At 37.0% G+C, this 14,819-nt stretch carries 13 protein-coding genes; 2 read left to right on the top strand and 11 right to left on the bottom strand.

The features are described 5' to 3' along the window. Window positions 1-3 precede the first annotated feature (3 nt). From PT281_RS01320 to PT281_RS01310, 3 genes are all read right to left on the bottom strand, one after another. Window positions 4-1,014: a nitrilase-related carbon-nitrogen hydrolase gene (locus tag PT281_RS01320; RefSeq protein ID WP_277151322.1), complete on the bottom strand. Its 1,011-nt coding sequence runs from the start codon at window positions 1,012-1,014 to the stop codon at window positions 4-6. A 30-nt stretch (window positions 1,015-1,044) separates the two neighbouring features. Then, window positions 1,045-2,316, bottom strand: a complete 1,272-nt coding sequence (locus tag PT281_RS01315; RefSeq protein WP_277151320.1) for an MFS transporter — start codon at window positions 2,314-2,316, stop codon at window positions 1,045-1,047. 348 nt (window positions 2,317-2,664) lie between these two features. Next, window positions 2,665-3,435, bottom strand: coding sequence for a serine hydrolase (locus PT281_RS01310; protein ID WP_277151319.1), 771 nt, complete (start codon window positions 3,433-3,435; stop codon window positions 2,665-2,667). Window positions 3,436-3,705: 270 nt separating this feature from the next. Between PT281_RS01310 and PT281_RS01305 the strand changes: the two genes are divergently transcribed. Beyond that, window positions 3,706-4,539 (top strand): DegV family protein, encoded by an 834-nt coding sequence (locus PT281_RS01305; protein ID WP_277151317.1) that lies wholly within the window; start codon window positions 3,706-3,708, stop codon window positions 4,537-4,539. 67 nt (window positions 4,540-4,606) lie between these two features. Here PT281_RS01305 and PT281_RS01300 read toward each other — a convergent pair whose 3' ends face one another. The 6 genes from PT281_RS01300 to PT281_RS01275 all read right to left on the bottom strand — a co-directional run bounded on the left by PT281_RS01300 (window position 4,607) and on the right by PT281_RS01275 (window position 11,454). Then, a complete protein-coding gene (locus PT281_RS01300) occupies window positions 4,607-6,037 on the bottom strand; it encodes an MFS transporter (RefSeq protein ID WP_277151315.1) in 1,431 nt (476 codons plus the stop codon). A 216-nt stretch (window positions 6,038-6,253) separates the two neighbouring features. After that, window positions 6,254-8,365, bottom strand: a complete 2,112-nt coding sequence (locus PT281_RS07825) for a PTS sugar transporter subunit IIA (protein ID WP_277151314.1) — start codon at window positions 8,363-8,365, stop codon at window positions 6,254-6,256. Window positions 8,366-8,419: 54 nt separating this feature from the next. Further along, window positions 8,420-8,713: a PTS sugar transporter subunit IIB gene (locus tag PT281_RS01290; protein ID WP_277151312.1), complete on the bottom strand. Its 294-nt coding sequence runs from the start codon at window positions 8,711-8,713 to the stop codon at window positions 8,420-8,422. A gap of 26 nt (window positions 8,714-8,739) precedes the next feature. Continuing rightward, window positions 8,740-10,137, bottom strand: a complete 1,398-nt coding sequence (locus PT281_RS01285; RefSeq protein ID WP_277151310.1) for a PTS transporter subunit IIC — start codon at window positions 10,135-10,137, stop codon at window positions 8,740-8,742. Window positions 10,138-10,163: 26 nt separating this feature from the next. Then, window positions 10,164-10,616 (bottom strand): PTS sugar transporter subunit IIA, encoded by a 453-nt coding sequence (locus PT281_RS01280; RefSeq protein WP_277151308.1) that lies wholly within the window; start codon window positions 10,614-10,616, stop codon window positions 10,164-10,166. 109 nt (window positions 10,617-10,725) lie between these two features. Beyond that, entirely contained in the window at window positions 10,726-11,454 is a 729-nt protein-coding gene (locus PT281_RS01275) for an L-ribulose-5-phosphate 4-epimerase (protein ID WP_277151306.1), read from the bottom strand. A 217-nt stretch (window positions 11,455-11,671) separates the two neighbouring features. Between PT281_RS01275 and hflX the strand changes: the two genes are divergently transcribed. After that, on the top strand, window positions 11,672-12,955 hold the full coding sequence (gene hflX / locus PT281_RS01270) for a GTPase HflX (protein WP_277151304.1): 1,284 nt from the start codon (window positions 11,672-11,674) through the stop codon (window positions 12,953-12,955). A gap of 62 nt (window positions 12,956-13,017) precedes the next feature. Here the strand turns inward: hflX and PT281_RS01265 are convergent, their stop codons facing one another. Both PT281_RS01265 and PT281_RS01260 read right to left on the bottom strand, forming a co-directional pair. Next, window positions 13,018-13,905: a C40 family peptidase gene (locus PT281_RS01265; RefSeq protein ID WP_277151302.1), complete on the bottom strand. Its 888-nt coding sequence runs from the start codon at window positions 13,903-13,905 to the stop codon at window positions 13,018-13,020. Window positions 13,906-14,063: 158 nt separating this feature from the next. After that, entirely contained in the window at window positions 14,064-14,783 is a 720-nt protein-coding gene (locus PT281_RS01260; protein WP_277151300.1) for a C40 family peptidase, read from the bottom strand. Window positions 14,784-14,819 lie beyond the last annotated feature (36 nt).

The following is a 14,819-nucleotide window of genomic DNA, read 5'->3' as shown; positions in this document are numbered from 1 at the left end:
TTATTAGTCCTTTCTGCTATCTAAGCCCTTAAAACCAATGTAATCATGGTCACCGGCATTTGGATTAGCACCACCACGGTGGTCATTCAAATAGCCCAAGTCACCCATCATTGATGAATTTTGTAAGTAGCTAGCTTCGCGTGGGTTGAAAGTTGCCATGAACATTTCAGCATCTTTAGAGTCTGAATGTTGCAATAATGCTCCACCCGGTGCGTAAAGACCTGAGTGACCGAACCATTGGTAACCATCATCACGACCAGCTAAGTTAGTGTAAGCAACGTAGAAGTTGTTGTGGTAAGCAGCTTCATGGTTAGTAATCATTGTTCCTTCTTGGTATGGATCCATATAAGCAGAAATCCGAATTACCAAGTTGGCACCATTTTGCCGTGGAATATCCCACATTTCGTGGTAGTCACCATCAGCACAAATAATTGTGGAAATCTTTGAACCTTCTGGACCGTCAAATGGCATTAAGCCTTCGCCCATTCCTGGGTGAGTTGGTTCAGCTGGGTTCCATGGGTGAGCTTTAGCGTAAATGTTAACTACCTTACCCTCATCGTTGATAGTAATGGCAACGTTTCTTGCTTCGTCGTCACCTTCGAATTGGTAGTAAGCACCAACAACTAGCCAAACGCCCAAGGTTGCACATTTATCTTGCAATTGCTTCATGAACTTGTCGTTTTCGTGCAATGGGTAATCATGAGCAACTGGACTAAAACCGTGAGTGTAAGTTTCAGGAGTGATTAACATTTGGTAACCAGCGTATGAGATTGTGGCTCTGTCCATGTACTCAAATAATTGATCCAAATTGTCTTGAATTTGCATTTCAGCAATTTCAGTAGCAGATTTACTTGCTAAGTATTCCTTAACTTCTGCTTTTTGACTGTCAGTCTTAAAGCGAAGCCATTCGTTCATTGATGCTTCTGAAACATAACCAGAAACAGGAGTCCGAGCGCCAGCTTGCATAAAGACCAAATTTAAATAACCAGGTAATGCGTAATTTGTCGTTAACATTGTTAACTTCCTTTCTTAAAAATAATAAGCTTATTTACTTTCGTACAACGTTACAAAGCCAAATGCTAAAGCAACTAAAATTGCCGAAATAATAAACATAATACCGACCATACTTGAACCCATGCTCATAATTGAACCGGCAAGTGGTGCTGCAAAGAAGGTACCAGCGTTAAGACCGATATTCATAATACCAATCGCATTAGCTGATAATGGTGCCTTTTTAACAGACATTGGTGCAAGCGAATAAATTGTTGTTGGGATTGAACCATCAAAAATTGGGAAAATGATAATGATGGCCCAAGCTAAAGCTGTTGTATGGATAAAGTTAAAGGCTACTAAACCAATAATTCCGTATAAAACAGCACAAGTCATCCCAAAAATCTTCTTACCGTTTTCTGATTTAATCTTGTCCAAAACAACACCAGCAAGAATCGTGAAGAAAATCTCCAAGAAGTACATGCTGCTAAGCATCGTATTGATTTGACCGCGAGAAAGTCCCGGTACATTTTGAACCCAAACTGATTGGATCCAAGAAACAAATGTAAATGAGCATAAAGCAAAGAAGAATGCAGCAATACCGATGAATGCAGATGACTTACCGGCAGCTTTAATTGCCTTAAACTGGGTCTTAATGTTAATTGAATCAAGCACCTTGCGAGCAGTTGATCGGTTATCCTTGCGGCTGTCGTGTTCTTCCACAATTTCTTGTGGTTGATGAACAAATAGCAGGAAGGCAATAAAACCAACAATCAAGAAGGCAATTGCTAACCCCCACATTCCTTGCCATGAAAAATTACTGGTAATTGGTGACGCCGTGAAGAAGATGATTACTTGTGAAATCGTCATCCACGATGTCCAAATTGCCATAATGATACTCAATCCGTTTTTCGAATTAAACCATTGCGTAATTAAAACTGGCCCAATAACAGCAACGATACCAACACCAGTTCCTTCAATAACCCGTGTTAATAACATGAACCAAATATTGGTTGAAAACATACCAAGTACGCCGCCGACAATCGTAATAATCAAAGCGAAGATACCGACTTTGCGAATTCCGATTGAGTCAGCAAGGTTAGCAGCAGTCATTGACAGCAAAACAGCAATCAATGAGAAACTTGAACTAATCCAGCCAGCAACAGACGTATTGGTGTGGAATTGCGTAATGATCATATTCATTACCGGCGAAACTTTATTTTGCGCTGTGGCAACAGCAATTCCAGCGATAACAACAGACAGGCCAATCAGCCATCTGTTATCGCGCCAAGTTTTGTGCACAGATGAGTGTGTACCTTGTCCCATATGAAAATTCCTTTCGTGATTAACTAAATATTTTGAAAACTAATAAGCACAACAGGGAGCAATTATAAACACGTGGATTTATGAGCGTCAATTTTACTGCTCATTGCCCTTAGCCTTACAGCCAGTAAAAGCGCTGTTATTTTCATTTTTAAAAAAGCGATTAACGTATAGTCTTTATCACAATTGAACTGCTTTCAAAAAGTTGGTAAATACACGAATAAATTTTTTTGCAAAAAATTGCACGAAAATTTTGCAAATACGTAAAATTATCCAAGTATCAAAATTTATTTTTAACTAAAAAAAGACAGATTTCTAAAGAAATCTGTCTTTTTGATTACGTAAATTAACTTAAATCGGATTTTGCTCCGTCAACATCTGGCAAAGAATTCGACCTACATTCTGTAAAAACTGCACGGCATGTGATTTTTCATTGGGAGTAAATTTAGTCATCGCAACACACTCAATCCACGAATCGCCTAATTCTAACCGCGCGGCATCATGCTGATAATTAATTAAGTCCCCCGTCTTATTGTAAGACTTAATTTGACTATATTCGCCCATTGCCACTGGCCAGACCAGCCGATCATAAAACATCTGGTGCTGCATACTTATCTGCACAGTCTGAGCATATTCATCGTTATATTTAAACGCCGCATGAAGTAACTGCCCCAGACTTTTCGCATTAGCCAAATTTTCACCATTTGTCGGCGGCATCATCAATCGGCGCTGCAACAAGACGTTAGGGTAATTCTTCTTAAGCCACGCATTAATCTTATCCATGCCCCACGTCGTCAGCAGTGCATTAGTCGCCGTATTATCCGACTGAATTAACATTAATTGTAATAAGTCCTTGACAGTATATACCCTTGGCGATACCAAATTTAAAGTGCCACCCGGAACAATATCTTCTGACTGCAGCGTGACTTTTTCTCCTAAAAGATTAGGTTGTTTAAGAAATAATTGCTGCCCATAAGCGGCAATCGCCAATTTAATTAAACTAGCTGTTGCCCACATTTGGTCTGTATTCACCTCATATTCTAGTCCCCATGAACTATGTAAATATAATTGAAAGTCAACTGCATGCTTTAGGCTTGCTAGTTCTTGTTCAAAATTAACCATGATTATTTCACCCGTAATTCTCAACCAGCAAGTTCTAGTCATACTGACACTTTTTAGTCAGATAAACCCCTGCTTCATAGGTAATTTTACGTTTTTATAAGTACCAGTAAATTATATCAGATAGAACAGATTGTGACTGATAATCCATAAATAAATTAAACCTTTACTAAAAACTATAATTTTAATTAAAAATATAGCTTTTAAAAATAAAAGGTAGTACCATTTTGCTAAAGTAAATTTAACAGTATTATTTTAATAAGGAATACTAATATGGATAAAATAAGAATAATTATCGATTCTAGTTCTAATGAACTGCCAAATAAAAAAGAAAACATTGAAATTGTTCCCTTAACAATCACTATCAATCAGCGGAATTTTGTTGATGATGAAACACTAGACCTAAATGAACTTAGTACCAGCATGGCAGCTAATACTGAAGCTGGTAAGACAGCTTGCCCGAGCATTGACGATTGGCTTAAAGCCCTAGAAGGCAGTACCCGCGCCATTATGCTGACTGTAACTAGTGGCTTAAGTGGTAGTTATTCATCTGCTTATCAAGCAAAAAAGATTTACGCAGAAAATCATCCCGAAAGTCGAATAATTGTGGTTGATTCCAAGTCGGCTGGTCCAGAGCTGTCATTGATTTTACATGAAATCCAACGTTTGGCTAATCATCATGTTCGGTTTGTTGATTTTGAACAAAAAATTGCCCACTTTCAAACTCACACGCACTTGCTAGCCGTCTTACAGTCTTTACACAACTTGTCGTTAAATGGACGCATTAGCCCAGCAGTCGCTAAAGTTGCCCAAATGCTAAAGATTAATATTGTTGCCCAAGCAAGTACGGAGGGCAAACTTGAGCCACTTGATAAAATCCGCGGCATGAAACGGGCATTAAAAGATGTTATTAACCGCATGGAAGAACGCGGATTTCATGGTGGTGAGGTGATTATTGACCACTTCCATAACTTAAAGGATGCTACCACACTCAAGGAAAAAATTATTGCTAAATATCCACAAACCAAGATAATGATCCGTCCAGTTAAAGGACTTTGCGGTTTTTATGTTGAAAATGGTGGTCTAATGATTGGCTTCCAAGATTAAACTACAAGTAAAAAGAACTTGAAGCAGATAAAATGCTCCAAGTTCTTTTTTTGTTAACCAATTAATACTAATCTTTTTTAAATAGCCGCCAACCACTTAAAATAACCGTAATTAGGCAAATAATAATCGAAATTAAAAAGACAACGTGCATCCCATAAATAAAAATTTCTGGTTGCTTAGGTAAGTATGCTGTTACCCGTACGCCCTTTTTGGCACTCATCGCCGCAAACAAAATAGTTGTCGCACTAGAAATACCAATTACCATACCCAAATTACGAGAAAGTGAATTAATGCTGCCAGCAACGCCCAAGTCCTTTTGCTCAACTGAACTCATGACAAGAGAATTGTTCGGCGAACTAAAAATACCGCTGCCAAGTCCCATGATGGCAATGCTAACAATAAAGAGCCAAATCGGTGAAGTTAAATTGCACAGATAGTAGCCAATTTGACTTACCAGTAGCAGTAATAACCCAATAAAAGTAATTAATTTTGGACTGATTTTATCAGAAATCGTCCCAGCAACTGGCGCCGCAAATAATTGCACAAGCGGCAAAATCATTAAAAGATAGCCGGTTTGACCAGGAGATAAGTGCCGTGCGTTTTCCAAATAAAATGGCATCACCACATTAAAGAAAAAGTTAGTAATAAAAATTAATAATGCACATAGTAAACTGACTGAGAAGTCAAGATTTTTAAACAAACTGAACCGTAATAATGGATTCGCTGCATGATTTTCCGTATAAACAAACCAGCAAAAACTGAGCAAGCCAATAATTAACATTAATAAAACTGCTATTGCCGTAAAGCCAAGCTGTTGACCAAGAAAAATCCCGCCAAATAAGCTGACCATTCCGAGCGCAAATGCAATTGAGCCAGTTTTATCAAGTGGTACCTTAGTAAAAGTAATGTCCTTAGGCAAAAAGATTGCTCCAATAATTGCCGCAACAAGACCTACAGGAACATTTAACCAAAAAATATATGACCATGATAAATGCGATAAAATCAACCCACCAAGACCAGGCCCAGCAATTGATCCTAGAGCTACAAAAGAGCCAATTGTCCCAAGTGCCTTACCCCGTTCAGTTTGCGGAAAAATCTCCGTAATAATTCCGTTATTGGTCGCCATCGTCATGGCTGCACCAAAAGCCTGAATTGCCCTTGCAATTAGCAAAAACAGTAAATCAACTTTAAAACCAGATAATAATGAGCCAGCAATAAAGAAAATCGCTCCTAAACGAAAAATCTTAATTTTACCTTGCAAGTCACTTAACTTGCCAAAGAAAAGAATAAAACTACAGACAACAATCAAATAAAGTGAAACTACCCATTCAGATTGACTCATCGAAATATGCAAGTCATCGCTAATTACAGGCAAGGCAATATTAACAATTGTCCCATCCAAGGTTGACATAAAGGTAAACAAGCCTACTGCTACCAAAATCCACCAGCGATTTTTTTGCACTTTGGCATCAGTCTGGTAACTTAAATTCTGTGTCATTATTCCAAGTCCTTTCAACTACTTTCAATTTAGTTAGGTACCTTATGAAGATAAATTATACACTTTATTTAGTCCTTGCCAAGTAAAAAATAAATAGCAGTTACTCATCAATGAATAACTACTATTTGCTAATTTATTTTTCTGCTTCTAAAAATTGGCTCAGCCTAATTAAGTTACGATTAATGGTAGGCTTTTAAATATACATATTCTTCACTATTAGCAAAATGACAACAAGAATTTTCTCACTTCCTGTGAAGTCTTAGCTTTTAGCAATTTGTTGACGTTATTTTCACTTCTAATAATATCAACTAGCTGTTCTAGTGCTCGTTCATGTTCTCGATGTAACCCAGGAGATAAAACAAACATACAAGTTATAGTAGCCTTTTGACTACGAGATTGAATTGTAAGTGGCTTATCCAATAAAACTAAGGATAAGCCAACTGCTTTACTACTACTGCTTGGAGCAGCATGAGCCAAAAAGATATTACTACTGATTAACATATACGGACCATATTTATTGATTAGGTCACTAATCTTTTTGAAATATAAACAGTCAACAACTCCATCTCGTTCAAGTAAATCACAACCAACTTGTAAAACTTGCTGCCAAGACAAATTATTCTTATTATGAATAAATTTTATTCGTTTTGCCGGCAGTAAACTACCCAAATTTGGCAAATCACTTCGACCATTTTTGTTATTATCAGGAAAAATAAATTTATCAAGACTGAGTCTTAAGCCATTTTCATCCTTAACTTCTGCATATTCATTAATAATTGATACTAAACTATCAACTGCACTTGCATTATGTTCAATTTTACGAGGAACTTTCTCACGTAAAAAACTTTCAATAATACTCTGATCATGCTTGGTCAAAACTGCTTTAACGTTAACAATAGGAATCGGATACGTCGTTTCTTTAAGTGGCGCTGTACTTACAATCAGCCTTGCTTGGTAAGTATTGGCAAAAATTTGCTCTAGATCATGAATTTCAAGTGGCGGGGAAAATTTAATTAACGGATACAAACGACTAAGCTCATGATAAAGCATGGCTGAAGTTCCGATGCCGCTAGAGCATACGACTAGTACTTCCGCCAAAGAGGCACGCTTGAGTTTATCACCATTTGAAAAATCTTGATAGCCCTTACTACTAATCGAACCAAAATATAAACAAATTAATGCCACTTCTTCAGTCGGTAATTTCTTTTGCAAATATTGTTCAAGCGGTTCACAAGCAATTGCAGTAAACTTAACGAGTTCTGGATATTGCTGTTTAATCTCATCGACTTCATTTGAATAAAAAGGTATCCCAAATTTGACTCTAAAAAAAGTTGCATAAAGATGATTACATAAAACTTTAGTAAACAACTTATATGAAATCTGCTGTTCTGTTAACTGCTCATAGCGAAAAATTATTTCTTGAGCAATATTGGCAAGATCATGATAGAGTCTTGGCTTCACGCAGGTGACTTCAGTTGCCTGTGAACAAAGCATTATTTTACTAAGAAAGGTAACTTCACCCTTTAAACAATCCTGATTAATTAATTTTAAAAGTAATTTAGAACATGTACTTAGTACACCCTTAGTATTGGCAGCAATCCATGAATAGTCATCATCATTATCTTGCAAATTATGATAATGACTAATTCGCCATTTGCTAAACATTAACCAATAAGTTAACTGTTGGATAGAATTTTCAGAAAAACTCATCTGCAATTTTTGTTGAGCTTGAACAACTAACTTTCTTGTTGCTGCTATCGGATAGTTCAATTTTTTAATAAAAGCAAATGCTAACTTATTATGATGAAGCAATAACTCATAAATAGTCAATCTAATAGCTGTTTCACTACTAGTAATTCGATGACCTGTTCGCGAGCTAGTGATTGTTAATAAGGGGAATCGTGACTTAATTATTTTGAAATCCTTAATAATAGTATTACGTGAACAAGCAAACTGAGCAGCTAACTCATTAATTGATACATTTTTGCCACTGCCAATTAAATAAAGAACAATAATTGTCTGGCGATCAAGTGCATTATCGACTATTCTTGCAGATTTGGGTATAACTTGTAATCTATTATTATGTCTTTCTATGACCTTTTTTGTTTGATCTGGCATTTTATAACCATAACGTGGAATGTTAATAATTTCTGCTAAATTATTTTTTTGCAATTCCTGGTTGATTGAACTTAGCCAATTAAATGCTGTTCTACGCGAAATATTAAAAGTTTCCATTATTTCTTTTAAACTAATAAAATCAGGTGCTTTTGCCAAATACTCTAGTAATTTGTTAGCATTTATTAATTTAGTAGAACCATTTTTTGTCACACCAATCACCCTTCAATTGTAGCCATATCCCCTACCTGAAATATTTTTACAGGCTTAATTAAGATTTAACTTATCAATGATTTCATCAATTACCACATCAACACCAATATTAGTTAACAATGGTAAACCATTAATTACTGGAATTTTAATTGCATCATTATCATATTGTGTTGTCGTAATTACTAAGTCGTAATCATTCGCAAGTGATTCAACTTGAGCGACTGAAGATTGACCTAAAGTATACTTATCACTATCAATTCCACGATTACTTAGTTCTTCCTGCAACTTGTTCATTGCACTAGTACTAGTAACTACTCCTGCGCCACAGGCAACTAAAATCTTTTTCATAATGTATTCTCCTTATAAATTAAAATTTATTTTTTATCTTTATTTACTGCTAACTGATTTTCTTCCGCAATAATTTTCTTTCTATTCCACCAGCATAAACCAACAATTAAAATGATCCCAATCACATAAGCAGCAATCTTGAATGGTGCTACTTGAACAATTAACCAAGGATACGGATTAGAACCATAGTCAATACTTGAAATCATCGATGAACCTTTTGGCAATGCAAAGTGTGCAGCTCTAGCACATTTAGTAACTAATGGTGCCAAATTCGTACCAATCCACAAACCTATAACAACGTTTACTGCACCAATAATAAATGATCTAAAGAAATCCCCATGTGTTACTGAGACAATTAACGGAAACATGAAGACAAAGCCGACTAAACCAATGGTTGGTAGAAATTGATTACCTGGCAAAATAAAGGCAAACAGTAAAGCTACTGGAATCATCAAGGTAGCACAAGCTAATACTACTGGACTACCAATACCAACAGCTGTGTCCATTCCAATGTAAATTTTTCTCTTACCAGAGAATTTCTTTTGTGTGAATGCTTGAATAGCATTTGAAACAGGAACAACACCTTGTAATAGCAATGCTGCCATCTTAGGGGTGATAATCATCACAGCTGATAAAGTAACACCCATTAGCATGATCTTACCTAACTTAGTTGCAATTGTCATACCAGGAATAAAGCCATAAGCTAAAATACCAATAATAATTCCGATAGCGAATCCCAACAATGTTGGTTCACCCCATGAACCAAATTTCTTATTGAAGTCTTTAGCATCCATATGAATTTTATTAATACCCGGGATCTTATCAATAATCCAATTAAAGACAATGGCAATTGGAACGAACGATCCTGCATAGCCATGAGGAATTGAAATTCCCGGCAAGCCTAAGTATTTTTCAGATAATGGTGCTGTTCTATCAGCAGTTACCATAATTACAATCATATTGACACTAGCCAAAAACAGACTCAACACAATATCTTTAGTCAGGGCATAAACTAGTGAACCACTAAAGGCAAAGTGCCAAAAATCCCAAATATCAACATCAATCGTTGAAGTAGTCTTTGTTATTAACATTAAGATATTAATCGCAATTCCTAATGGAATCATACTTACACCAACTGCAGTACCATAAGCAATTGCTGAAGCTGAAGGCCAACCAACATCAATAACTTGCAAATTCAAGTGCATAACTTGAATCATATTTTTGATAGCTGGATTCATTACATCAGTTAAAATTGAAACAGTTGCATTTAATCCGATAAAGCCAATTCCAACCATTAAGCCGCCACGCAATGCCTTAGTAAATGGAACGCGTACGCAAAGACCAAAGATTAGCATAATAATTGGAATTAACACAGTTGGTCCCAATCCAACAATATACATAATGAAATCAATAATCGGTTTCATAAATAATTCCTCCCAAATAATACTTTTTAAATGTATTTACTTACTGCATCATAGAGCTGCCTGTTATCAGTAATTTTTTGCAACTGGGCTAGTAACTCCTGATTTTGAAATAAAGCCATTAATTTTTGTAACATTTCCACTTGACTATGTGGATCCTTCAAAGCCAGCATAACAACGATTTGAACTTCTAAAAGCTGATCATTTACAGCCATATTGTGAAACTCAACTGGATGATCTAATGTTGCAAAAGTTATTGCAGCTTCATTAACATATTGCACATCGGTATGCGGAATAGCCACCGCAATTTCCCCACTAGGTAGTCCAGTTGGATGAATTTGTTCACGCGCTTTTACAGCTTCTTCAAACGTATCTTTAACCTTACCGTTATCTTTAAGTTGAGTTGCTAAATAGTGAATAACTTCATCAGCAGAACTAGCCTTAACTTGTGCAAAAACAAACTTTGGACTTAATAATTCCATTTATTCACCTCCTATTTATCCTCTTACACCAAATATTTAATCATTTATAAAAGCGCTTTATAAGTAACGCAAAGCAATCAATTTTAGTGCAATTAATTGACTAGCAAAACTATAAACGCTTTGCATGTGTTTGTGACTGCACATTATCTTGACCATAATAAGCATTCTTACCATGCTTACGATAATAGTGCTTATCCAGTAAGTATTGTGGTAATTCACTATTAGCCCTTGTTAGTTGCAAAGTGTGATAATCTTCCTCAGCCACTACTTCTAGTACCTTAGCGTTATATACCGCCTTTTTGGGTGTTTCACCCCAGCAAAATGGACCATGCTGACTAACCAAGGCTCCCGGCGTCGCTTCATAATCTAAGCCTCGTTCTTTGAACGTCCGCACAATCGACTTGCCAGTATTACCTTCATAGTCTTCTGCAATTTCTGCTTGAGTTAAAGCATCAGCTGCCGGAATTGCATTATAAAAAGTATCGGCATGCGTTGTATTCATCGCTGGAATATCTATTTTGGCTGCCGCAAAGGCTACAGCCCAAGGTGAATGGGTATGGACAATACCGCCAATCTTAGGAAAGGCATTGTACAAGACAGTATGCGTTGGCGTATCGCTTGATGGATTCAGCGAACCCTCGACTACTTCTCCTTTAAGGTTAACCACCACCATATCATCAGGTTTCAGTTGTTCATATTCCACACCTGAAGGTTTGATAACAAACAAGCCGCTGTCACGATCAATCCCGGACACATTGCCCCAAGTAAAAGTAACCAAATCCAGCTTAGGTAATTGCATGTTAGCTTCATAAACTTCTTTTTTCAGTTGTTCTAACATTATTTTTCCTTTCTAAGTAATCGCTTTCTTGATAATTGAAACATGAAGTGTCTAAATCTATAAGTCACATTAGCCCATTATTTTTGGTGCAAGCAATTGACTAAAACAGGTTTTACTAGTAAAAAGTCTAAATTAACTTCTTTCGCAGAAAGCCACTTTTGTACTACAATTAAGCTAACTACCTACCATTAAAATGATTACATTAGGAAGAACGCAAATGATCGATAATACACCTCAAAAAATCAAAGCCTACATTGCCGGCGTCAACTTAAATGACCCTAACTTTGATTATTACATGACCGAGCTAGCCAACTTAACCATGGCTAATAATATGGAAGTCGTTGGTCAATCACACCAAAATGCCGTCCAAGTTGTTGCTGGGACATACTTTGGTCTTGGCAAAATCAATGAAATTAAGGACCTAGCTCACGGACTAAAAGCCAAAGTACTGATTATCAATGATGAATTATCTCCAGTCCAAATTCGTAATTTAGAAAAATTAAGCAAATTACGGGTAATTGACCGCACCGAATTAATTCTAGAAATCTTTGCTAGTCGTGCTCGCTCAAAGCAAGCCAAATTACAAGTGCAACTAGCCAGGCTGCAATATGAATTACCCAGGCTGCACCCTTCTGAAAATAATCTTGACCAGCAGCGCGGGAATGGCGGTTCAACTGGCGGTGGGTTTGCCAACCGTGGAGCTGGTGAATCCAAATTGGAAATGAACCGCAGAACAATTGGCAAACAAATTTCGGCGATTAAAAAAGAACTAAAGGCAATCACTAGTCAGGAAGAAATTAAAGCTAAACGCCGCAACCAAAACCACATTCCTAAGGTTGCCTTAGTAGGCTACACTAATGCTGGTAAGTCAACCACAATGAATGGTTTACTCCAAGAATTCACCGACGAAAACAGCGACAAGCAGGTGTTTGTTAAAAACATGCTGTTTGCCACGCTGGATACCAGCGTTCGCCGAATTGATCTTGGTAATAATTTTAGCTTCATCTTATCTGATACTGTTGGGTTTATTTCCAAGCTGCCCCACAATCTGGTGGAATCATTTAAGGCAACTTTGCAGGAAGCAAAAGATGCTGACCTACTGATTAATGTCGTTGACGCTGCTGACCCTAACATGATTCAAATGATCCGTACCACCCAGAATGTCTTAGCTGAGATTGGCATTAAAGATATCCCGATGATTACTGCTTATAACAAAGCTGACAAGACCGAGCGTAATTATCCGCAAATCGAGGGCAATGATATCTTATATTCAGCAACTGATCCAGCTTCAATCAAAATGCTGGCGCAACTGATTACCAAACGTATTTTCGCCAATTATGAACAACTTGAACTATTATTGCCATTAACTGATGGTAAGGCACTAGCTTACTTGCACGAACATGCCCAAGTAATGGCTGAGCAGTACCAAGCCGATGGTGTTCATGTTACCGTTCGTTTAGCACCAGAAAAACAGGCTCAATTTCAAAAATATCTTATTTAAATAATTACAAACAAAAACAGTTAATTGACTTAATAGCGATTAACTGTTTTTTATTAATTATTTTATTGTAAAACTCGTTTAGCAACTGATGGATAGAAGTATGAACTAAGTGTCTGTAAAATCACTCCTTGCTCAGGTGTTGCAGCACTAACATATTGATTGTCACCAACATAAATTGCCACATGATATGGCGCGTCTGTTGAACCCCAAAAAAGCAAATCACCTGGCTGCAATTGGCTCATATCAACTGTCGTGCCAACTTTAACTTGATCTGTCGTCACTCGTGGCAGATTAACACCACCGGCTTGGTTATAGACGTACTGAACTAATCCAGAACAATCAAAATTGTCAGGACCATTGCCACCCCAGGCATAACCTTTACCAACTTGACTTTCAGCTAAATTGACCACTGCCTTAGCCTTTTGACTAGCACTACCATTCACTACCGTATTAGCAACCGTGGTTACATTATTACTAGTATTATTGGCAGTTGGCTTGGATTTAGCCGGTTTGGGTTTTGTAACTGCTGGTTTAGGTTTAGATGTAGCTGGTACTTGTGTTTTAGCAGGTTTGGTTTTCTTAGGCTTTTTTGCCACCGGAGTCTGCTTTTGCGCTTTAACAGTTGCCGCGTCATTATCCATTACTTCAGTTGTATAACGAGCCTCAATCCATTCATCAACGCCAACTTTATACCATAATTTACCTTTTTTATCGACTGCCGTAGCAGCAACATTCCATTTACTTGCATTTTTAGCACTAAAATTAATCGGTCGTCCACCCTCATAATTTGTCCATATTTTAATGCTTTTTCCAGGTAAATAATTAATCTGTACTTGTTTAATTGGTTCTTTTAATGTTGCTGCATTAACTGCCTTTTGTGGAGCAACAGTAGCAACGCCTGTTAGTGTCAGAGCTGCTGCCAAGCCCATTTTTAAAAAATTACGTTTCATTTAACATTGACTCTCCTTTTTGGTAGCGAAAAGTGATTATAAATTTATTTAATAACCTTATTTTAGTCGCCTAAAATTTTTAATCAAGTCATGTCTTTTAATAAAGAAAAAAGACACTTAGAAAATTGTTCTAAATGTCTTAATTTATTTAGGGTTGATTAATTAAGAACCCGTTTAGCAACTGATGGATAGAAGTATGAACTAAGAGTTGCTTTAATAACTCCTTGTGATGGCGTTGCCGCATGAACAAATTCGCCATTACCAATATAGATACCTACATGGTACGGTGCATCAGCGGAACCCCAGAATAGTAAGTCACCTGGCTTCAAATCTTGCATTGAAACTGTTCGACCTTGCTTTACTTGAGTATAAGTTGTCCGCGTGACATCCTTACCAGTAGCTTGATTATAAACGTACTGGACTAAACCAGAACAATCAAAGCCACTTGGATCGTTGCCGCCCCAAACATAAGCCTTACCAACTTCTGACTTAGCTAATTTTACAATCTCTTTAGCTTGCTTAGTTGAAGTTGCGACATGTTCACGTTTAACAGGTGAATCAGCCTTGACCGTATATTGCGATTCAATCCATTGACCGGGTCCAATTTTATACCAAGTATTGCCCTTAGCATCATTCTTACTCTTGAGGACATTAACAACCGTTCCGTGTTGAACTTTTTGACCCGTGAAGCTAGGATTTTTGTAACTGCTCCAAATATTAACACCATATCCTGGAACATAATTAACCTTGACCTTCTCAGTCGCAGCTTCAACACTGGAAGTTGTAGAATTTGCATTAACAGCATTGACAGTCGCAATACCTGTAACGGCAAGAGCTGCAGCTGTGGTGAATTTAGCTATATTACTCTTAATTTTCAAAATCAAATTCTCCCAATTACATCAGATAGTTGTTAC

It is taken from the genome of Lactobacillus sp. ESL0701, from assembly GCF_029433445.1.
GTDB lineage: Bacteria > Bacillota > Bacilli > Lactobacillales > Lactobacillaceae > Lactobacillus.
Note: the sequence above shows the minus strand (reverse complement) of the source record. Positions and strands in the feature narration are given on the sequence as shown.